Raw genomic sequence first — 20,751 nt, forward strand, 5'->3', positions numbered from 1 at the left:
TGTGGCGGTGTGGCGGTGTGGCGCGAAAACGATCACGCTCGCCCGCACCGCCACCCGCGATCCCTATGCTGACGCCATGCTCGACATACCCCTTTCAGCGCTGGAAGTCGCGATGGTGCAAACGGGCACCCGAGCCGTCGACACCCTGCGGGACACCGCTGCCTTCGCCCAAGGACTGGAGGCGCTCGGCTACCACCGCATCTGGTACGCGGAGCATCACCACTCTCCCGCGATCGGCGCCTTCCCCCCGGTCGTCCTGACGGCGCACGCGGCCGCGTCGACCTCGGCCGTCCGTCTCGGTTCGGGTGGAGTGCTGGCCCCCAACCACGCCCCCATCACCCTGGCGGAACAGTTCGGCACGCTGGCCGCCCTGCACGAGGACCGCATCGACCTGGGCATCGGCCGCGGTCCCGGCACGTTCGACGAGGCCACCGCGCGGGCGCTGCGCCGAGGCGCCGGCCCGGCGACGGATGCCGAGTACCGCGACGACGTGGCGGCGATCCTGTCGTTCCTGGTGGACGAGGTGGCGCTGGGTCCGCTGCCCGAACCGTGGCTGCTGGCCTCCAGTCCCGCCGGGGGCGCGATCGCCGCGGAACTCGGCCTGCCGATCGCGGTCGCGCACCACATCCGGCCGGACAACACCCGTGCGGTGCTGGAGCGTTACCGCTCCGCCTTCACCCCGTCCCGCTGGTGCGAGCGGCCCCGCGTCCTGCTGTGCGTGGAGACGGTGTGCGCGGAGACGGAGGAGGAGGCCGTCCGGCGTGCGGGGCCGATGAACGTCGTCAAGGCCGGCCTCCTCAAGGGGGAGAGCCAGGCACCCTTCCCCACTCCAGCGCAGGCGGCCACCCACCCCTTCACCGAGCAGGAACGGCAGGCGCTGGCGGGCTTCCGGTCCCAGCAGGCCGTCGGCACACCCGAGACCGTCGTCGAGCGGCTCGCACACCTGGCCGCCGAGACCGGGGCGGACGAGCTGATGCTGGCCACGCCCGTCCATGACCTCGCCGACCGCATCGCTTCGTACGCCCTCATCCGAAAGCACGCCGGATCCGCGACGGCGCCGTAGACCGGCGGGCCGTGAGACTGCTCACAGCCGACGCGGCACCGCGGAAGCGCCCACAGGCGTTGGCGCTCCGCGGTTGTCGGCCTCCCGCCGGGCCGCTCGTGTGCACTGAACCACACAAAATGGGCCATTTGGTTGAGGGAGTGCTCCAAACGGATGACCTAGCCTGGACCGACCAGCGAGATCCGGGGGCTGAGGGCAAAGGAAGAGCACGTCCATGCGCATCACCACCAGTTCCGCACGTCGTCGACGGGCGGGATACGCCGCTGCGGCCGCCCTCCTCGGCCTCCTGGCGGCAGCCGGCACCCCGGCGTACGCGGCCACGGACGGCTCGGCGGACCGCGCCCCGGACGCACCCCCCGCCGGCAAGCCCGCACCGGCCCGTGCCGCGGGCACGGCCGCGGGCGCCGCTCCGGGAGCCGCCCAGGGGGCCTCCGGGGTGCCGGTGGGGATCTCCCGGCTGGCGCAGGGCGCGGGCCGTCAGGTCGCGATCACCATCGACGACGGCCCGGACCCCCGCTGGACGCCGCAGGTCCTGGAGACGCTGCGAAAGAACCACGTCAAGGCCACCTTCTGCATGATCGGCACCAAGGCGCAGAAGTACCCGGAGCTGGTGCGCGCGGTCGCCGCCGACGGGCACCAGCTGTGCGACCACTCCGTCGATCACGACGTCACGATGGACCACAAGCCCGTCGCCTACCAGCGGCAGCAGATCCTCGAGGGCAAGGCCATGATCGAGAAGGCCGTTCCCGGGGTCCCCGTCACCTACTACCGCGCGCCGGGCGGAGCATTCACCCCCGAGAGCCGCGCGATCGCCGCCGCGAACGGGATGCGGCCGCTGGGCTGGAGCGTCGATCCCCAGGACTGGAACAGGCCGGGCCTGAAGGCCATCCTCTCCAGCGTGGAGGACAAGCTCCCCCACCGGCCGACGGTCCTCTTCCACGACGGGGGCGGCGACCGCAGCGAGACCGTCGCCGCGCTGAAGAAGTACCTGCCCTGGCTCACCGAGCAGGGCTACGGCTTCTCCTTCCCGGCCCGCACCACCCCGTAGCGCCCCGTAGCACCCGGTTTCGACCCGTCCGCCCCCTGCGGTGCGGGGAGGCGGAAGCCGTTGAACAGGTCGTCCATGCCGCGCAGGGCCAGACGGGCCGGCGTGGCGCGGACCGCGAGATCACGGACGGCCACCACGACCGGATTGCGCAGCACTCCCAGACGGCCGACGCGGCGGGCCCGAAGGCGCACGGCGTCGGTGCGGTCGAGCCGGGCGGCGGTGTACGCGGCCAGGGCGGCCGGGACGGCCGTGTCCACGCCGTCCGCACCCTCCCTGGCGCTGTCGCCGCCGTTTCCGTCGTCTCCGGGTTCCCCTCCGGCGGGCAGCAGGGCGGCGAGGATCACCGCGTCCTCGATGGCCTGGCAGCCGCCCTGGCCGAGGTTGGGGGCCATGGCGTGGGCCGCGTCGCCCAGCCAGGCGATCCGGCCGTGGTGCAGGCGCGGGAGCGGGGCCGCCAGGTCGTAGAGGTCGTTGCGCAGGACTTCGGACGGGCCGAGGCGCCCGACGCGGTCCAGCAGGGCCGGAATGGGTTCGTGCCATGACCCGAAGCGCTGCCGCAGTTCGGTGCGCGGGTCGGCGAAGCCGGTGTCCGGCGGGACGACGGCCGTGGCGTAGAGGTAGTAGCGGCCGTCGACGAGCGGGGTCACCCCGAACCGCCTCCCCGGCCCCCATGTCTCGCTCATCGCCGGGATCCGCAGGTCGGGGGCGTCCACGATGGTCCGCCAGGCCGTCTCGCCGATGTAGTGCAGTCCGGGGTGCGCGGGGAAGTGCGCACGGCGCAGCGGGCTGTGGATGCCGTCGGCGGCGACGACCAGATCGGCGGGAAGGTCCGGCCCTGCCGCCGTACGGACGGTCGGACGGCCCTCGGCGTCGTCGACGCCGGTCACCTCGGTGCCGTAACGGAGGGCCGACGGCGCAAGAGCGGCGGCGAGGGCGGCGGTGAGGGCCGGCCGCGGGACGGCGAGGGGCGCCCGGCCGTAGCGGGCCCTCATGTCCGCGGTGCCCGCCCGGGTGAGCCACCGGCCGTCGGGGCGGCGTACACCCATCGCCGTGGGTACGGAGCCGCCGATCGCGCGGGAGACGTCCACGCCGACGGCCTCGAGCGCGCGCAGGGCGTTGGGGGCGAGGCCGATGCCGGCGCCGGTGACGGGGGATTCGGGAGCGCGTTCGCAGACGGTGACGTCCCAGCCCCGGCGGTGCAGTGCGACGGCGCTCGTGAGGCCGCCGATCCCGGCTCCGACCACCACCGCACGACGGTTCGTCATGACCAACCCCCCTGTTCGGGCTACCACTTTAGAACGGTGGGTCCGTGCACACACCCACAGCCGGTCCCGGGCCCGGCCTTGTCAATGGGCGAGCCGGGTGGCGAGGCCGTCGAGGACGATGTCGAGACCGTCGGCGAACTTCCGGTCGCGGTACGCGGCGTGGTCCGGGGCGGGCTGCCCGCGGTCGGTGCCGGGCTCGGTGGGGAGGATGTGGGCGAGGAATTCGGCTTCGGTGCGCCCGGAGCGGGCCACGGTGGTCAGCCAGGCGGATTCGGTGGTGCTCATGCCGATCGCGTAGGAGAACACGACGTCGATCGCGCCGTGGGGGTCGGGGAGGCCGACGGTGGTGAAGAGGTCCGCCAGCCGTTCGGAGATGGCGGCGAGGTTGGGCCCGAGGTAGGCCAGGCCGGCCCGGCCCAGTTCCGCGCACAGCCAGGGATGCCGCAGGGCCGTGCTGCGGAAGGACATGGCGCACTCGGATACGCCGGCCCGCCAGTCCGGGCCGTCGGTCCGCGGCAGGACGACCTCTCCCAGGATCTCGTCCACGGCCAGTTCCATCAGCTCGTCCCTGTTGGCGACGTGCCGGTAGAACGAGGTGGCACCGGCGTTCAGCCGGGCACCGAGCTTGCGCATGCTCAGCGCTTCACCGCCGGCCTCGTCCAGGATCGCGATCGCCTCGCGGACGATCACGGCGCGGCTCAGCGCGGGCTGGCGCGGCGCCATCTGGGGGCGTGTCCACACGGAGGGGACGGGATCGCTGTTCGTCTTCGCTGCCACGCGGGCTTCCTTCCAGGGTGCGCACAGTGTTCGCCTGAAGGGTACAGGTGGACCACAGCCCCTCCGGGGGACCGTCGAACTGTCTCCGGAAAAGCATTTGCGCACAGTGTGCTCATGTGCATACGGTGTGCTGGCTGTGGTGCTCGGCACGCCATTCCGGCCGGTGCCGGTGGCAACGCAATAGGCGTACCCGACGGGGGTGGGTACGCACTGTGCGAGGACCGCGGGCGTGGGCGGGCCCCTCGGAACCGACTGCCGCTCCGAGGGCCCGGCACCGCGCGCCCCCGGTCGGGGGAGGGTCCACAACGTCCACCGCCTCGAGCGGGACGAACGACCGCCGCACCCGGCAGGCCCGGCCTCCTCCGTGACGCGCTCGTCCGGGTCCTCGACGCCGACGACCCGCTCGATCAGCACCTGGCGGTCGAGGCGGTGGCCGCGGCGGCTCTCGTCGCCGCCCAGTGCCCCGGTGGCCGCCCCGTCACCAGCGGCTACGGGCCGGACCTGCCCGTCCCGGCGCTCCCGGCCGACCTGCGCGAGACCGCCGTCCGTGCCCTGGACCGGATCACGGCCGAGTCGTCGGAGCTGCGGGAACTGTGGATGACGTCCGACCGCTACCTCTACTGGCTGCACAGCCTGCACCTCCTGCGCCGGGTGCTCACCTTCCCGGCAGCGCAGCCGGTGGGCGATTCCTGGGCCAGGATCGACGCGTGGATGCAGCGACACGCCCCCGCCTCCTACGCCCTGCTCGCGCCCCCCGCCGATCCCGCCGAGGTCGAAGCCGCACAGAAGGCGATGGGGATACGTTTTCCCGCTGACCTCCTGGAATCACTGGCCTGTCACAACGGGATCACCGAGTGGGACAACCTGGTCCCGGGCCGGCCGCCCATGTCCGTCGCGGGGATCCTCGCCCACTGGCAGATGTGCGTCGAGATCGCAGGGGACGATCCCGACCTGGCCGAGGTGTCCGACGGGAGCGACGAGGAGCCCTGGTGGCACCCGCAGTGGATCCCGTGGGCGCAGAGCGACGGCGACTCCGACGTCATCGACATGCGTGAAGGGCCCGGCCAGGGCCGCCTGGGCAGCGCGGCCCACGATGACACAGGCCACTTCCATGACGGCTGGCCCAGCCTCGCCACCTACCTGACCGCCGTTGCCGACGCCTTCGAATACGGCTCCGAGGTCGATGGGGACGTCCCGTTCCTCACCACGGAGGGCACGGTGTGGTGGGACGGGTCCGGGACGACCGAACTCAACGGGACCCCCCTCACCCCCGCGCCACGCTCGCCGGGGCAGGCCGCTGCGCGCCGGCCGTAGCACGGCGGCCCGGCCGGCGCTCCGGGCGTTCCGGCCGGTTTTCCCCAGGCCTTGTCCCGGAGGCCCGATGGCCGCAGGATCGGGACATGATCCATTCTGGGGAGGGGAAATGATCAAGGGGGGCAACGGCTTTGTTCCGACGGTGCCGCTAAGGCTCGCCGTGCGGAGCGGAGTTGATGTCGCAGTCCTGCTTCTGACGGAGCAGGGACGGGTCAGGGGGGACGGCGACATCGTGTTCCACGGTGCGCCGGTTCATCCTGCGGGTGCGGTGCGGCTGTTGGGGGAGGAGGCCGGCACCGTGTGGGTGGAGACCGGACTCGCCGCCATCGAGGAGCAGATCGTCCGGGTCCTGGTGGTGGGATCCACGGAGGTCGGGTCGCTGAGGGATGCGGGCGAGTTGTCCGTGGAGGCGTTCGCGCCGGACGGCACGTCGGTCGCCCGGTACGACGTGACGGACGCGGGCGGCGAGACGGCGATGGTGCTCGCGGAGGTCTACCGGCGGGCGGGGGGCTGGAAGTTCCGTGCGGTGGGCCAGGGTTATGTGAACGGCCTCGCAGGCCTGGCGAAGGACCACGGCGTGGACGTGGCGGAAGAGGCCCCGGCGCCCCCGCACCAGGTTCCGGTGCCGGCCCCGACGCAGTGGCAGGGCGTGGCCCAGGCTCCGGGCGTGGCCCAGGCTCCGGTTCCGTTCCAGGTCCCGGCGTCGGCTCCGGCTCCGGTTCCGTTCCAGCCGCCGGCCCCGGCCGCCCCGGCCGCCCCGGCGCCGGCCTTCGCGCCCGCCGCCGCTCCGGCGCCCGTGTTTCAGGCCCCCGGCGCTCCGGCGCCGGCCGTGGCCGAGCAGCGGCCGAGCGGCCAGGACTGGATGTTCGGCGCCGTCTTCGAGCCGCACACGTGGACGGGCCGGGACAACGACGTCATCACGGCGAACGGGCTGCCGCCGGGGGCGGTCGTGGTCGATCTCAGCATTCGGGGAGACGGGTACACGGGTCTGTGGCCCCTCACCCGGTTCAACAAGGAGGGGGAGACCCTCGTCAACAGCACGGAGGAGAACTTCCGCGGCCGCGTGCTCGTCCAGGTCCCGGAGAACGGACGCCTGCGTCTGCAGCTGAAGGCGGAGGGTCCCTGGCAGCTCCAGGTGCTGCCACTGGCCGCAGCCACGCTCCTGACGGAGGCCGAGCTGGAGTGCCGCGGCCCCGACGTCCTGCTGCACACCGGCGGCATAGCCGATCTCGCACTCCATTACCGGGGCGACGACAATCTCATAGTCAATCTCTTCGAACTGGAGGGACACGACGACCCCGCGACCCTGCCCACGAGCGACAACGTCGTGAATGAGATCGGCAAACGGCGGGAGACCGTTCCGCTCCCCGAGGGTCCGGTCATCGTGCAGTTGGAGATGGCGGACGGTCCGTGGAAGGCGAGGCTGAAGCACCTGGAGCCGCACAGCCGGCCGTCGCACGGCGGCGGTACGCCGAGGGGCGCCGGTCCGGTGCCGGTGGCCGACGTGGGCAAGACCAAGGGCTGGCTGCGACGCACCCGAGGCTGAGCCTCCACCCTGCCGGTCGCCCGCCGCACAGGGAAGCCGGTATGGCGGGCGACCGGCCGGGCGAGTGTGCCTGCCTTGGGTCCGGACGACACGGATCCATGGCCGGCAACCCCTCTGAGCGCCGCTGTGGCGCCTTCGCGGGTTGGTGTGCTGCCGGTCGGGTCAGCAGCACTGCCAGGCGAAGCCCGCCCGGTCGAAGCGGCCCGCGGCGAGGTCGGCGGGGGTCTTGCCGGGAGGCGCCGGGCCCGGACACCGCGTGGGCGATCTCCCACTCCGCCGCCCCCTGTACGGGCACGGGGTGGCCCCCGAGCCGGTGTCCCACGTCGCCCGGGCCCGAGTCGGTGTCGACCCTGCCGACGGTGATCGTGCCTGCGTGCCGGGCGACGAGTCGGCGCGCGTGCCGCGGTGCAGGAGTCGGCTGTCAGGGTCTACCGGGCGGCGGCATCGGCGGTACCCGCCGACCTCCGCCCCCGGCTCGACCTGCAGAATGCCACGGTATGAACTCTCAGTCACTGCGGGGTCCTTCGGACAGAGCGCTCCGCGCCGTGCGGGGATACCCGCGCCGTGCGCCGCTCACTCTCGCCTATGTCTGCCTGCTCCTGATCAGCCATGCCTGGGTCGGCTACGGACTGTCCGACGAGCGGGCGGCCTCCGTGTTGGGCCACGTCAGCACCAACCTGGACAACCTGCGAGACCATCCGGTTTCGGCGCTGCTCGGCAGCGTGATGTTCTTCGACGGCACGCTCACGGATGTCACCTCAACCGACTTCGTGGGTACCTTCATCACCTTGGGCCTCGGTGTCTGCTGCTGCCTGGCCTGGGCTGAGCACCGGTGGGGGAAGCTGCGCGCCGTGGCCGTGTTCCTCGGCGGGCATGTCGCGGCGACTCTCCTCACCGCGGTCGTCATCGCCCTTGCCCTGCGGCACGGTTGGTACCCGACCGCCGTGCGGCAGTCCTTGGACTACGGGGTCAGCTACGGAGCCCAGACCGTGCTGGCGATCGGGACGCTCGCCCTGCCGCGCTGGGGTCGCCTCCCTTGGGCCGTCTTCGTCCTCGCATGGCCTCTCGGTGGCGCCGAATGGACGACCGGGCCGCTGCCGGACTTCACCACGATCGGCCACCTCATGGCAGCGGTCCTCGGCTTCGGGCTGTTGGGCGTCCAGGCTCTCAGGCGGCAACGGCTCCGCCCCGCCGAACCGGCCGCCCCCACGGGCGACTTCGAGCCGCTCAGCCGAAGCTCCGCACCTGAGTCGGCGTCATCGGCGTCCGGAACGGAAACACCTCCATCGGTCTGAGATCTGAGCCCCAGCGACGGCGAGAGCGAAACTCGCCGCCGGCTCGGTCAGTCACTCCAGTAGTTGCGTTCCGGCAGCTCGACCCACACGTCCGGAGGGCCCACCACAGCGCGCGCATCGGTCGGACTCACTCCGGCCGCGGCGCAGGAGTGGGCCACGGCCCTGTGCCGGTAGAGGTAGGAGTTCAGCACTCCCGCCGAGGTGTCGTTCTCGTACGGTCCGCCGCCCGGGTGGCCGTCCCGGCTCTCGATGGTTCCGTGGCGCGCGAGGCTCCCCTGGTTGCCGCTCTTGGGGTTGGCGTACAGGCCGTAGCAGACGGTGCCGACGGACAGCCGGGCCAGCACGCCCGGCATCTGTGGTGCGTATCCCCAGGGCTGGGACACGATGCAGCCGCCCGGCACTGACGTCACGCCGACGATACGCAGGCTCTCGTCCATGTCGTACTCGTACGGGGCCTCGAGCAACTCGTCGATGACCTCGTCCTCCACCGGCACCGCATCCAGGCGGCGAACAGCTTCGGCGGCGTCGATCCCCGCCACGCAGGCCAGTCCCGTGCCGTCGTAGTGGAACTCGCCCAGCGCCGCCACGAGTCGAGCGGCCTCCTCGGCCGCCGCGCGCTCCGTGGTGGTCAGGTCCACCCCCGCCGGTATCGGGAAGAGCCCCGGCGTCGGTCCTGCGAGACTCAGCCGACCCGGCGACCACCCGCCGATCGACGGCTGCCAGGGATCGGCCCCGGCGGCTGCAAGGGCGCGCGCGTTCTCCGGCTTCCGGGAGACGACGGCCTCCCACAGGGCCGTCACCCCGCCCTCCAGTGCGTCCACGTCGGCCACGCGACCGGCGATCTCCGCGACGACCTCCGAAGAGCCGAACACCGCCGCACGATGCAGTGGGCGGCCCCCGCTCCATCTCTCCGGGTCGGCTCCCTCTTCGAGGCGCCGACGGATGTCGTCGTGGTCCGTCCACTCCCAGCCCATGCCGGCCCAGCCGTCATCCACTGCTGACATCGATACCCCTCCATCGCCTGACGCCACGGTTTCCCCGCCCGCACACGCCCTCACACGCTCGCACACGGGTCTGACAACCCGCCGCTCGCCGAGATCCTCATCGACACGCCGATGGGCACGGTCTGGAACCTGCATAACGACGTCGAGCGCCGGCCGTCCTGGCAGGCCCCCGTGACGACCGCCGAACGACTCGACCGCGGCCCGCTTCGCCGGGGTCCGGTCTTCCGGTGGACCACTCCCGATGAACCCCGCGTGGGCCGGCAGCGCCAGGTGTGTCGCGGTCATTGCGGCCGGGGGGACCGCGCGCAAGCTGGGAGCAGTGGCGGCCGGGTCCCGCCGTGCGCCGGACCCTACGGGGAGATGTCCCCGGCCGGGGCCGCATGACCGGCCGGTTCGCGGGAAACCGGCAGGGCGGGGGCGATCGAGCAGGAGGGATCACAAAGCGATGGCATCCACCGCCTCGTCGCCGGAGGACTCCGTACCGGCCGGAACGGGTACGGTCACCACGGCCGTGCCGGCCCGTCTCGACCGGCTGCCGTGGTCCCGGTGGCACTGGATGATCGTGATCGGCCTCGGCACCGTATGGATCCTCGACGGGCTCGAGGTCACCATCGTCGGCAACGTCGCCGGCCGTCTTGCGGAGGAAGGCAGCGGCCTCGACATCACGGCCGCCCAGGTCACCGGTGTTGCCGCCGCCCTCTACGTGGCGGGTGCCTGCTCCGGGGCGCTGTTCTTCGGCTGGCTGACCGACCGCTACGGCCGTAAGAAGCTCTTCATGGTGACCCTGGCCGTCTACCTCGGCGCGACCGCCATGACCGCGCTGTCGTTCGAGTCCTGGTGGTTCTTCCTCTTCCGCTTCCTCACCGGCTTCGGCATCGGCGGCGAGTACGCGGCCATCAACTCGGCGATCGACGAGCTGATCCCGTCCCTCTACCGGGGCCGGGTCGACCTCATCATCAACGGCAGCTACTGGCTGGGCGCGATCGGCGGCGCCCTGCTGTCCGTGGTGATGCTGGACACCGACATCTTCCCGCAGAACCTCGGCTGGCGGCTCAGTTTCGCCCTCGGGGTCGTCCTCGGCCTCGTCATCCTCCTCGTACGACGGCACGTTCCGGAAAGTCCGCGCTGGCAGTTCATCCACGGCCGGGCGGAGGACGCCGAGGAACTGGTCTCGTCCGTCGAACAGCGGATCGAGGACGAGAAGGGCGAGCCGCTCCCGCCGCCGGCCGGTGAGATCACCATCCAGCAGCGCAAGAGCATCGGCTTCGGCCTGATCGCCAGGACGGTCTTCGGCCGCTACCCGCGCCGCGCCGTCCTCGGCCTGTCGCTCTTCATCGGGCAGGCGTTCCTCTACAACGCCATCACCTTCGGCTTCGGCACCATCCTCACGACGTTCTTCGACGTCCCCACGGGCCATACCGGCTACTACTTCGCCGTGATCGCCGCGGGCAACTTCCTCGGCCCCCTGCTGCTCGGGAAGCTGTTCGACACGGTCGGGCGCCGGATCATGATCTCCTCCACGTACCTGCTCTCGGGCGTGCTCCTGTTCGCGACGGCCTGGCTGTTCGACCGCGGCTCGCTCACGGCGACGACGATGGCGGTCTGCTGGTGCGTGGTGCTGTTCTTCGCGTCGGCGGGTGCCTCCAGCGCGTACCTGACCGTCTCGGAGGTGTTCCCCATGGAGACCCGTGCCATGGCCATCGCCTTCTTCTACGCGCTCGGCACCGCGGCAGGAGGCATCAGCGGTCCGCTGATCTTCGCGGACCTCACCGAGTCGGGCGTGGTCGGCGACACGGCGCTCGCCTTCCGGATCGGTGCCGCACTGATGTGCGCGGCCGGTCTCGTGGCGGCGTTCCTTGCGGTCAAGGCCGAACGGCGCTCGTTGGAGGACATCGCCGAGCCCCTGTCGGTGGCGAAGCCGGCTCCGACCTCCGCCTCCGGCTGACCTTCGCCCCCGTGCCGGACGCGCCTCCGGCTGATCGCCGCCCCCGTCCAGGACCCGCCGCCGGTCAGTCCCGGCCGCCTCCCGCTCCGTCGAGGGCGCTGAGCGTGCCACCGCCGGCCAGGGTTCCCGTCAGGGTCACCGGCCCGTCCGCGCCGGACCAGGGAGCCGCCAGAGTACGGGTGGCGGCTTCGGCGCGGACGGCCCCCGTCGCCGTGATGCCCGTGACCTGACGGCTTCCGGCGGCCAGCAGGTACCAGCGGCCGGCCGGTGAGCGCCAGCGGAAGCCCGCGAGCAGGTGCTGCCCGAACCGTCCGCAGGCGGCGGTTGACCGGGCGCTCGCCACGTCCTGCGGAGCTCCGGACTCGGGGCGCAGCCGGACCAGCACGTCGCCGGGCCCGGCCCATCCGGAGGCCCGCGTGCAGGACCAGACCGCGCGCCCGCCGCCGTCGGGCAGCTGGCCGGCGGCGAAGTCCCAGACGTTGACGGCCCGGTACGCACCGCCGCGCAGTTCGCCGAGCCGGCAGGCCTGGGGCGCCCAGGCAGCTCGGGCCTCGGGGCCGGTGGCCTCGCGCGGCTGGCGGGCGGGCGCCGCGCCGGGCCCGTCCGGCAGGGGCGTGTACGTCAGGTGCACGGGGGACAGCGCGCCGAGGTCGGCCAGCACGAAGGAGTGCTTCTCGACGACACGGGTCGAGGAGGTGAGTTCGAGGACGGGCCAGGACGCGCAGGGTCCGGTGGCGGCGGGTACGGCGGCCGGGGCGGTGACCCCGTCGGCGGCCACGGCGAGCGGGCGGGCCGGGTCGCCCGGCCGCTGCAGGTCGTGGGTGGCGGCGCGGGCGATCCAGGGGGCGAGGAGATAGCGGGCCGCCGCCCCGCCGGGGTCCCGGGACAGGCTGAGGGCGGCCGCGGTGGTGACCCCGGCCTCGTCGGTACGGGCGACGTCGAGCGTGCGGGCGCCGGACCCGGTGGCGGGCTCGGCGTAGCGCACCATGCGGTCCCCGTCGCGCAGCAGCACCACGGCCCGGCCGTCCAGCTCGCCCGCGTACAGCAGTTGGGGCGGCCGCGCCGGCGGGTCGGCCGTGGTGCGCGGCGTCGTGGTGACCGGGTTCGTGCCCGGGGCGGCCCATACGCGCAGGGCACGGGCGAGCAGGTCGCGGTCGCCGGTCCGGCCGCCTCGGGCCGGCCAGGCGGTGAAGTCGACGCGGGCGGTGTCGGCCCATGCCTCGGCGGGCACGCGCTCGAGCCGGGCGGGGTCCAGCACCCCGGAGGCCGCGGGGCCGGCCGCCGGCCGCATGCCGGGACCCTGGGGCGGCCCGTGGAGGGAGAGCGCGGTGAGGGTGACCGCAAGGGTGGCGAGCGCGGCCCAGGCGGCCCGCGCCCGGCGGCGACGGCGCAGCAGGTCGGTCGGGCGGGCGCTGACGACGCTCGCGTCGAACTCGGGCCGGCGCAGGGCCAGTAGGAGCGGCTCCCCGACCGGCAGGGTGAGGGCGTCTTGCACAGCGCCCGCCGGATCGGCGGCCCCGGCCCGGGCGAGGAGACGTACGGCCTCGTCCTCGGCGAGGTCGTCCAAGTGGTGCAGGACGAACGCCGCCCGGACCGGGGCGGATGCGCCGGCCAGCGTCCGGGCGGCCTCGTCGATCCCGCCCGCGGGCGGCCACAGCCGTAGCCCCCACACGAACGGCGGGACCGGTGGCCATCCGGCGCGGGCCCGTACGAGGGCCGCGGGACCCGCGGGAGTGAGGGCGGCGCGCAGGACGCGGGCACGTACCAGCGTCAGGGGCCCGTCGGGGTCGCCCGCGGAGCCTTCGGCCGGTGCGGAGGCCACCGGAGAACCGGAGCGGGGCAGGGCCCGCTGCACGGCCTTGTGGGCCAGCAGGACGCGGGTGTGCCGGCCCAGGGAGTCCGGGAGCGTCAGGTAGGCGAGCCGGACCAGGCGGGGGTACTGCTCGACAAGGACCGCCTCGGCGTGCTCGACGGCGGCGGAGCCGAATCTCTGAGAGGTGCTCACGCCCGCGTCAAACGAGTGAATCCTGCGATGGTCACACGTCGCGCGCCCCACCCGTACGGAGCCGGCCCGGTCACGCTTCGGGGCGGGGCCGGTCGGGGACAGTCCGCATGCGCGCGGTGTGTCTGCGCGGCCCGTGGTGCCGAGGTCCCCTTCAATGGCGCCGCATGACCTTCTCCGCACTGCATCAGCCGCCGGAGCGCGCCGCGGCCCCCCACACCCGCCGGTCGCTGCTCACGGGGGTCTTCGCCCTGGCCGCCGCCGCGGCCCTGCCGCTCGCCGCGGCCGGGCGGGCGTACTCCGCCGCCGCGACCCCGGACATCATCGGCTGCGCCGCCTGGGGCGCGCGGGCGGCGTCCGAACCCGTCGCCATCCTGGCCAACCGCCCCGAGCGGATCGTCGTCCACCACACCGCGACGGCGAACGTGACGGACTACTCGAAGCAGCGCGCCTTCGCCCTCGCCCGCGCGATCCAGACGTACCACATGGACGCGCAGGGCTGGATCGACACGGGTCAGCACTTCACCATCAGCCGCGGGGCCTTCGTACTGGAAGGACGCCACCACAGCCTGGCGGAGCTGCGCGGCGGCACCCGCCAGGTGCGGGCGGCGCACTGCGTCGGCCAGAACACGGTGTCGATCGGCATCGAGAACGAGGGCACCTACACCTCACAGGTCCCGCCCGCGGCGCAGTACGCGGCGCTGGCCGACCTGTGCGCCCACATCTGCGACCAGTACGGCCTGCCCGCCTCGGAGATCTACGGCCACCGGGACTTCAACGCCACCTCCTGCCCCGGAGACCGCCTCTACGCCCTGCTCCCGACCCTCCGCAAGGACGTCGCCGCCCGACTCGGCACGCCGGCGCCGGAATCCGAGGAGGCCGCCGATCCCATCGGGGACCTGATCCGCCAGGCCACCGGCGGGTCGGCCTCGACGTACGACGAATACCTCCCGGCGGGTCTGCTGCCCTGACGGGACGCCGCCCCGGCGCACCGCCGGGGTGGCCGCCTGTCCACGAAACGAACACATGCGTTCCTTCGTTTCCGGGGCTGTGCGCCGCCCCGGGCCCGGATAGCGTCGTGTCCGGGTGGTCGCCGGCGAAGGTCCACCCGTGCATCGACGGGAGGAGCGAGATGAGCCCGCTGGCCGACCACGGTCCGCACAGCGTCACGGTCGTCACCGGCGTCGACCGCAGCGTGGTCACCGTGACCGGTGACATGGACCTCGACCACGTCGACGCGTTGAACAGCGCGCTCCTGGGGGCGTGCGCCGATCCCGGGGCTCCGGAGCGGGTCGTCATCGACCTCACGCGGCTCGCGTTCTGCGACTCCGCCGGCCTCAACGCCCTCTTGCGCGCACGCGCGTTGTGCGAGTCGAACGGGCGCACCCTGATCCTCGCCGGCCCCGGGCCCCAGTTCATGCGCCTGCTGTCCATCACGGGCGCCGATCTGCTGTTCAACCTGGGCGTCCCCGGGCCGGGGGAAGCGGGCGACGGGACGGCCCGCGCGACGCCCTGACCGCGGCGCCCCGACCGTCGTCGCGGTCGGGTCAGCCGGGTCCGGCGGCTCTGAGGGTGACGGACGGCGCCACTCCGTACGTCTGACGATAGGCGGCGGCGAAGCGGCCCTGGTGGGCGAAGCCCCACCGTCCGGCGACGGCGGCGACGGTCGTGGGGCCGAACGGCTCGGCGGCGCGGAGTTCGGCGTGGGCGCGGGCCAGCCGTACGCGGCGGAGGTGGCCGAGCGGTGTGGTCCCGGCGTGGCGGGTGAAGGCGTACTGGACCGCACGCGGCGTGACCGGTACGGAGGCGGCGATGTCGGCGAGCGTGATGTCGCGGTGGGCGTTGGCCTCGATGAACGAGACGGCCCGGCGCAGGGTGTCGCTGTGTGCGTCGCGCGTGTCCGCCGGGGTGGCCCGGTCGGCCCGGGCGCTGTTCGGCAAGGTCCGGAGCACCGTGGCCGCGAGGTGCTGGACGGCTGTGGACACCAGCAGGTCGTCGCCGTCGCCGTCACCGTCGGCGTACGCGGCGGTGTCGTCGAGGACGTGGTCGCGGAGGTAGGCGACGGCCGCGCCGAGCCGCCGGTTCTCGGCCGGACCGACCGGCCGGGCCCCGGTGATCCGTACGTCCTTCTCCCCCGGCAGGGAGGCGACCCGGTTCAGCAGGCGGGGGTCGAACATCGTGATCGTGTACCGGGCCGCGCGGACCTGCCCCTCGTAGGGCCGGTCGTGGGGGGCGAGGAGGAAGGTCTCGCCGGGACCGTAGATCTCCTCGCGGCCGCCGGTGGTGTCCACGATGCTGCCGCTGTGCATCGTTACCAGGCACACTTTGCCCAGGCAGCCCGCGTCGTAGCCCATCGTGTAGCCGAACGACAGACGGTCCACGCTGAGCCCGCCGACCGCGGTACGGGAGATCCGTGCCCTGGTGTCGGCGGGACGGCCGCCGATCTGCATGGGGGTGTACGCGGAGGACAGGAAAGCCTCCGTGGCCCCGAGGTCACCGCTCTCGAACAACAGGTGCGTCATCCGAGCCCTCCCTCACCGGTCTGCTCGGCGTGGCCTGCCGACGTCATTCGCCTGTCAGTATGCCGTGGCCCGGGCGGGAGGGGTGGGCCGAGGGGATACCCGGCGGGCCCCCACCGGGCGGGAGCGGCACGGGGGTTACAGCCGCCAGTACGCGCCGGCGCGGGAATCGACGTGCACCACGTGGCGTCCGACGCGCACCACGTGATGGTCCTGGCCGGACCAGGAGCCGCAGACGCCGTCGGCGTCGGCGTCGGGCAGAGGGGTCCAGATCTCCAGGAAGGTGGAGCCGTCCGGGTTCGTGCCCCGCTCGACGAGGTTCGCACCGTCCCACCGGAAGGTACCGGCGTCCTCGCCCGGCTCGCCAGTGAGGTGGTGGAAGTGCACCTGGGAGCCGTCGAAGGACGTCGTACCTGCGAAGCCGCGGCTGTCGGCGTAGTACGACCCGGCCTGCAGCCACACCACTTCGCGGTCCTCGACGAGGGGTCCGCCGTTGCGGCTGATGCCGCGCCGCAGCCAGGCGCCGTGGTCGGGCACGCGGACGCCGGGCACGTCCGGGCCGTCCGGGAGGTCCGGCCGGCGCCCGGCCGGCCCGGGCTCAGGCGCGGTCATCGGCGGCGGGCTCGTCCACGGCCAGGAGCGTCAGCGGCACGTTGCCGCGCACGGCCTGCGAGTACGGGCAGACCGCGTCGGCCCGGTGGAGCAGGGGCTGGAGGTCCGCCGCCCGCCACCCGGGCAGGCCGACGGTGAGGGTCACCGCGAGGCCGTAGCCGGCGGGTGTGTCCGTGGTGCCGAGCTCCACCTCGCAGGCCACCCGCGCGGCGGAGGCGTCCGCCCCGAACTCGGCGGCGACCTCCGCGAGCGCGGAGGTGAAGCAGGCGGCGAAACCGGCCGCGAACAGCTGCTCGGGGTTGGTGGTGCCGGGCACCTTCTTGCGCGGCGGGGCCAGGCGTACGTCCAGGCGTCCGTCGTCCGTGCGGACGGATCCGGTACGGCCCCCCGCGGCGTGTGCGGTCGTCCGGTACAGGCTGCGGGTGAGTGGCACGGTCATGGCGTTCGGCCCATCTTGCTCGACGAGGACACTGCCCGGGTACGGACAGCGGACGGCGCTGCTCGTGCAGCACCTCGCGCGTCGTCGTGCGTAACCGGGTACGGCGCATCTCGTCCGGGGCCTTGGACCGGCCGCCGGACAATCTAGCAACGAGGGCCGCGGTCCGGGGGCACCCCCCGCGGTGAAGTTCCTCACCCGGCCGCCTACCCGCCGGACCTGCGGGCGGCGGGTAGGCGGCCGGGTGGGTGCGTTGTGGCCGTGGCCCGCTTCCTAGACTCGACCCGTGGACGCGATGAGATGCACGTACTGCGATGCCGTCGGCCTGGAGCCGGGTTTTGTGGAGGACACGGGGGAGGGGGCCCGGGGGTACGCGCGCTGGATCGCCGGGCCGCTGGAACGCGGTCTGTTCGGCGGTGCCAAACGGCTGGGCAGGCCCCGGCGGCGCATCGAGGCGTACCGCTGCCCGCGCTGCTCCCACCTGGAGCTCTTTGCGACCGACCCCGTCTGAGGACGTCCTGGCCCGGCGGCGGCCCGGGGGTGGGGCCGCGCTCTGCGCGCCCGTACGTGCGCCCGCGCGCCTCCGCACGCCCCCGCGGGAGGGGATGACCGCGGACGGCCGCCCCCCGACGATGGCCGTCATCACCACGGTCCGGAACAACTCACTCGTCACGGGGGAACGATGGGACGACGCTGGCTGGTCACGGGATGCTCCTCCGGCCTCGGGCACGCGCTGGCCACGGCCGCGGCCCGGGCAGGGGACGAACTGGCTGTCACCGCCCGCAAGACCGCAGACCTGGAAGACCTCGCGGCCGCCTGGCCCGGCCGCATCGTCCCGGTGCCGCTCGAACTGCGGGACGCCGCCTCCTGCGAGGAGGCCGTCCGTAGCGCCGTCGACCGTCTCGGCGGCATCGACATCCTCGTCAACAACGCGGGCATCGGAATGTTCGGTGCGGTCGAGGAGGTCTCGGACACCGAACTGCGCGACCAGTTGGAGACCCTGGTCGTGGGCCCGTGGCGGCTCACCCGGCTCGTCCTGCCGCTGATGCGCGCCCAGGGCCACGGCCACATCGTCAACATCTCCTCCGTGGTCGGCCGGATCGCCTTCCCGGGCCTGGGTGCCTACGTCGCCGGGAAGCACGCCCTGGAAGGCATGAGCCAGACCCTGGCCGTCGAGGCGGCCCCGCACAACATCCGCGTCACGGTGGTGGAGCCGGGGATGTTCGCCACCCGCTACGGCACGTCCATGGCCCAGTCGCAGCGTCGGGTCCCGGCCTACGACGTGACGAACCGCGAGATGCTCGAGGGCGCCCGCGGTCTCGCGGAGAACCCGGAGACCGGGCGCCCCGAGGACTTCGCCGCGCGGGTCCTCGACATCGTCGCCGCCCAGGGACCCACGCCGTTGCGGATCCCCGTCGGCGACGACGCCTACGGCTACCTGGAGCTGGCCGAGGAGGCCTCCCGCGAGGAGTTCGCCGCGGCCCGGATCCTCGCGCAGGGCCCGCTCGTGCCCCAGCTCCCGCCCCCGCCGTCGGTCTGACGGCGGGGGCGTGCGGCCGCAGTCCGTCCCGCCGTCAGCGCGCGTGGTGCTGGATGCCCCGCTGCGGGGGTACCCGGTTCGACCGGGGAGTGCGCGAGCGGCGGTGCCCGGCCCGCTGTCGGCGGCCCGGGAAGGGGTTGCGCCGGACGGTGGCGCTGGGGGCCGCGATCAGAAGTCCGACAACTGCGAGGACCACGACGAGGATGAGCACGGTGCCGAGGGTCATGTTCCTGCCTTCCGTCGGGTATTGACTGCCTGTCACTACTTCTTGTTACCGAATTTCGGGCCGCTAAACACAGAGGGTTACCGGACGTGTCGTCATCGGGACCTCAGCGGCCCGGGGCGGCACGGATCGTCAGGCCGTGGAGACGGCGCGGACGGTGCATTTCCCAGCAGGCCAGGGCCGTGAGGGCGACGGGGGCTCCGAGGGTGAACAGGGCCCTGGCGCCCGCCGGGACCTGGGGGTGGGCGCCGGGGATGACGTCCAGGAGGGCCATCCCCCACACCAGGACGCCGGCCAGCACCGGTGGCACCACCTCGTGGATGTTCGGCGGTACGGAAGACGTGCACGAGGGACAGGGCGATGCCGTAGAGGGCGATCCTTCCGGGCGGCCCGACGGCGTTGTAGGTGACCATCAGGCCCACCAGGGTGCCGAGTCCCGGCCCGGTCCGCCACCGCTGGAGCCTGCGGACCGCAGGTCGGTCACGAGGCCCGGGCGCGGGGGACGGGCGTGGGGGACGGGCGCGGCGGCGGAGCCGACGGGTCTCACCGCCGCCGCGGTACCCGTCGGCCGCCGTTCGGGCCTCGAGCGGCGCGCGAGCGGCTACTTGAGCGCCGAGAACGCCTTGGTGAAGGCCAGCGGTTCCTGGAGGATGGAACTGCACGTCGCATCCGCGTGGTTGACCGCACCGGCCGCGCACTGCTTGTCGCGCGTGGAGGACCACATGGCCAGCCGGCCGATTCCCTTCGACGCCGCGAAGCCCACGAGCTGCGTCGCGTCCTCCACCGTGAAGATCTCGCTCACGACGTCGTTGACGCCGATCATCGGGGTGACGGCCACGGCCTTCCACGCCGCAGCGTCGGAGAGCCCGAGCACGCCCTTGATCTGCGCCTGGGTGGCGGTCGCGGCCGAGATCGCGTACTGCCCCATGTCCCCGCTGTACGCGGGCCCGTAGTCCATCGCCATGATGTTGACCGCGTCGACCCGCACGCCGTTCTTCTTCGCGTCGGCCAGCAGGGCCACGCCCGGCTGGGTCAGGCCCTCGGGCATCACCGGCAGCGTGAAGGCGACGTCCAGACCCGGGTGGGACTTCTGCAGCCGGGCGATGGCCTGCGCGCGGCGGGCGTTGGCCGCGGTGTCGGGCAGGGCGGCGCCCTCGATGTCGAAGTCGACCTTGGTGAGCCGGTAGTGGTCGACGACCTTCCCGTACGCGGCGGTCAGGTCGTCCACGGTGGCGCAGTTCAGGGCCAGTTCGTGCCCGGCGGCCCCGCCGAACGACACCCGTACGTCGCCGCCCCTGGCGCGCAGCGCACCGATCTGGGCGGCCACCTTGTCGTTCGCGAGATCCGTGACGCCGCCCCACAGCGGTGCGCAGCCGCCGCCGGAGGTGATGAAGGCGAGGTGGAACTCCTTCACGCCGGTCTTCGTCGCGGTGTCGAGCAGGTCGTACGAGGGGTAGAGCGAGGTGTCCACGTACGGGGCGAAGCGCGCGCCGCCGCCACCGGGGGCGGGAGTGGGGACGGGGGCGGTCGCCGTGGGGGAGGGCGACTTGGTCCCGGTGGGCGCGGCGGACGTCGCGGGTGCGGTCGGCGCCGGGCTCGCGGTGACGGTGGGCCGGACGGTGGGGCGTCCGCTGGGCTGGGCCGTGGCGCCCTGGTCCACCGAGCACTTCACCCCGTTGATCAGGCACCCCGTCGGGTCGCCGAGGGTACCGGTGCCGCTGGTGACGAAGCCGACGGTGACGGAGGCCCCGGCGGCCAGCTGCGCGTTCCAGGCGGCGGGCTTCACGGTGACGCGGCTGCCGGAAACGGTGTGGGTGCCGTTCCACAGCGAGTCGATCTTCGTTCCTGCGGGCAGGTCGAACTGGAGGGTCCAGTCCGACTGCGCCCGGCCGGTGCCGTTGGTGATCACGTACTGGCCGGTGTAACCGCCGCTCCAGGAGCTGGACTTGGTGTACACGGCGCCGACGGAGGTCGCCTGCGCCGTACCGGTGAACGCGAAGGCCGCCCCACCAATCACCGCCGCGGCCACGATCGCGCCCGTGACCTTCGCCGTACGACTCGTCCTGCGCCGGTGCCCGACTGTGCTGCCCATCACGTGCCTGCCTCTGTGTTACTGGGGAGTTGGGGGATCGAGCAGCACGCTAGCCGCACCGAAACGGACA

Annotated in this window: 20 protein-coding genes and 1 riboswitch; of the genes, 10 read left to right on the forward strand and 10 right to left on the reverse strand. The window is 73.2% G+C overall.

Annotation, left to right across the window (positions count from 1 at the left end):
- Window positions 1–76 precede the first annotated feature (76 nt).
- Window positions 77–1,063, forward strand: coding sequence for an MsnO8 family LLM class oxidoreductase (locus OG444_RS36650; protein WP_327266177.1), 987 nt, complete (start codon window positions 77–79; stop codon window positions 1,061–1,063).
- 214 nt (window positions 1,064–1,277) lie between these two features.
- The gene (locus tag OG444_RS36655; RefSeq protein ID WP_327266178.1) at window positions 1,278–2,111 is read left to right on the forward strand and encodes a polysaccharide deacetylase family protein; all 834 of its coding nucleotides are present in this window, start codon (window positions 1,278–1,280) and stop codon (window positions 2,109–2,111) included.
- Here the strand turns inward: OG444_RS36655 and OG444_RS36660 are convergent.
- Window positions 2,075–3,376, reverse strand: a complete 1,302-nt coding sequence (locus OG444_RS36660; RefSeq protein WP_327266179.1) for an FAD-dependent oxidoreductase — start codon at window positions 3,374–3,376, stop codon at window positions 2,075–2,077. The two genes, OG444_RS36655 and OG444_RS36660, sit on opposite strands and share 37 nt — an antisense overlap.
- 81 nt (window positions 3,377–3,457) lie before the next feature.
- The gene (locus OG444_RS36665) at window positions 3,458–4,153 is read right to left on the reverse strand and encodes a TetR/AcrR family transcriptional regulator C-terminal domain-containing protein (protein ID WP_327266180.1); all 696 of its coding nucleotides are present in this window, start codon (window positions 4,151–4,153) and stop codon (window positions 3,458–3,460) included.
- A gap of 114 nt (window positions 4,154–4,267) precedes the next feature.
- Here OG444_RS36665 and OG444_RS36670 point away from each other — a divergent pair, with 114 nt between their 5' ends.
- From OG444_RS36670 to OG444_RS36680, 3 genes are all read left to right on the forward strand, one after another.
- On the forward strand, window positions 4,268–5,467 hold the full coding sequence (locus OG444_RS36670; RefSeq protein WP_327266181.1) for a DUF4259 domain-containing protein: 1,200 nt from the start codon (window positions 4,268–4,270) through the stop codon (window positions 5,465–5,467).
- A gap of 109 nt (window positions 5,468–5,576) precedes the next feature.
- Window positions 5,577–7,013 (forward strand): TerD family protein, encoded by a 1,437-nt coding sequence (locus OG444_RS36675; RefSeq protein ID WP_327266182.1) that lies wholly within the window; start codon window positions 5,577–5,579, stop codon window positions 7,011–7,013.
- 497 nt (window positions 7,014–7,510) lie between these two features.
- Complete coding sequence (locus OG444_RS36680) at window positions 7,511–8,308, forward strand: rhomboid-like protein (protein ID WP_327266183.1); 798 nt, start codon at window positions 7,511–7,513, stop codon at window positions 8,306–8,308.
- Window positions 8,309–8,355: 47 nt separating this feature from the next.
- On the opposite strand, the gene OG444_RS36685 is transcribed toward OG444_RS36680, so the two are convergent.
- Window positions 8,356–9,312: an ankyrin repeat domain-containing protein gene (locus OG444_RS36685; protein ID WP_327266184.1), complete on the reverse strand. Its 957-nt coding sequence runs from the start codon at window positions 9,310–9,312 to the stop codon at window positions 8,356–8,358.
- Window positions 9,313–9,757: 445 nt separating this feature from the next.
- Here OG444_RS36685 and OG444_RS36690 point away from each other — a divergent pair, with 445 nt between their 5' ends.
- Entirely contained in the window at window positions 9,758–11,257 is a 1,500-nt protein-coding gene (locus OG444_RS36690) for an MFS transporter (RefSeq protein WP_327266185.1), read from the forward strand.
- A gap of 64 nt (window positions 11,258–11,321) precedes the next feature.
- Here OG444_RS36690 and OG444_RS36695 read toward each other — a convergent pair whose 3' ends face one another.
- On the reverse strand, window positions 11,322–13,262 hold the full coding sequence (locus tag OG444_RS36695) for a hypothetical protein (RefSeq protein ID WP_327266186.1): 1,941 nt from the start codon (window positions 13,260–13,262) through the stop codon (window positions 11,322–11,324).
- Between the two features lie 164 nt (window positions 13,263–13,426).
- Here OG444_RS36695 and OG444_RS36700 point away from each other — a divergent pair, with 164 nt between their 5' ends.
- Window positions 13,427–14,230: a peptidoglycan recognition protein family protein gene (locus tag OG444_RS36700; RefSeq protein ID WP_327266187.1), complete on the forward strand. Its 804-nt coding sequence runs from the start codon at window positions 13,427–13,429 to the stop codon at window positions 14,228–14,230.
- A gap of 161 nt (window positions 14,231–14,391) precedes the next feature.
- Entirely contained in the window at window positions 14,392–14,775 is a 384-nt protein-coding gene (locus OG444_RS36705) for an STAS domain-containing protein (RefSeq protein ID WP_327266188.1), read from the forward strand.
- A gap of 31 nt (window positions 14,776–14,806) precedes the next feature.
- Here OG444_RS36705 and OG444_RS36710 read toward each other — a convergent pair whose 3' ends face one another.
- From OG444_RS36710 to OG444_RS36720, 3 genes are all read right to left on the reverse strand, one after another.
- A complete protein-coding gene (locus tag OG444_RS36710) occupies window positions 14,807–15,781 on the reverse strand; it encodes a helix-turn-helix transcriptional regulator (RefSeq protein ID WP_327266189.1) in 975 nt (324 codons plus the stop codon).
- A 135-nt stretch (window positions 15,782–15,916) separates the two neighbouring features.
- Window positions 15,917–16,390, reverse strand: coding sequence for a hypothetical protein (locus OG444_RS36715; protein WP_327266190.1), 474 nt, complete (start codon window positions 16,388–16,390; stop codon window positions 15,917–15,919).
- Window positions 16,377–16,829, reverse strand: coding sequence for an Ohr family peroxiredoxin (locus OG444_RS36720; protein WP_327266191.1), 453 nt, complete (start codon window positions 16,827–16,829; stop codon window positions 16,377–16,379). Before OG444_RS36720 ends, OG444_RS36715 begins: the two co-directional genes overlap by 14 nt.
- 75 nt (window positions 16,830–16,904) lie before the next feature.
- A riboswitch (guanidine-III (ykkC-III) riboswitch) is annotated at window positions 16,905–16,967 on the reverse strand.
- Window positions 16,968–17,121: 154 nt separating this feature from the next.
- Between OG444_RS36720 and OG444_RS36725 the strand changes: the two genes are divergently transcribed.
- Both OG444_RS36725 and OG444_RS36730 read left to right on the forward strand, forming a co-directional pair.
- Window positions 17,122–17,337, forward strand: coding sequence for a hypothetical protein (locus OG444_RS36725; protein ID WP_405792952.1), 216 nt, complete (start codon window positions 17,122–17,124; stop codon window positions 17,335–17,337).
- A gap of 171 nt (window positions 17,338–17,508) precedes the next feature.
- Window positions 17,509–18,366, forward strand: coding sequence for an SDR family oxidoreductase (locus OG444_RS36730; RefSeq protein ID WP_327266193.1), 858 nt, complete (start codon window positions 17,509–17,511; stop codon window positions 18,364–18,366).
- Window positions 18,367–18,400: 34 nt separating this feature from the next.
- Here the strand turns inward: OG444_RS36730 and OG444_RS36735 are convergent, their stop codons facing one another.
- The 3 genes from OG444_RS36735 to OG444_RS36745 all read right to left on the reverse strand — a co-directional run bounded on the left by OG444_RS36735 (window position 18,401) and on the right by OG444_RS36745 (window position 20,681).
- On the reverse strand, window positions 18,401–18,592 hold the full coding sequence (locus OG444_RS36735; protein ID WP_327266194.1) for a hypothetical protein: 192 nt from the start codon (window positions 18,590–18,592) through the stop codon (window positions 18,401–18,403).
- A 103-nt stretch (window positions 18,593–18,695) separates the two neighbouring features.
- A complete protein-coding gene (locus OG444_RS36740; protein ID WP_327266195.1) occupies window positions 18,696–18,902 on the reverse strand; it encodes a hypothetical protein in 207 nt (68 codons plus the stop codon).
- A gap of 288 nt (window positions 18,903–19,190) precedes the next feature.
- On the reverse strand, window positions 19,191–20,681 hold the full coding sequence (locus OG444_RS36745) for a cellulose binding domain-containing protein (RefSeq protein ID WP_327266196.1): 1,491 nt from the start codon (window positions 20,679–20,681) through the stop codon (window positions 19,191–19,193).
- Window positions 20,682–20,751: the final 70 nt, after the last annotated feature.

Source organism: Streptomyces sp. NBC_01232 (assembly GCF_035989885.1).
GTDB lineage: Bacteria > Actinomycetota > Actinomycetes > Streptomycetales > Streptomycetaceae > Streptomyces.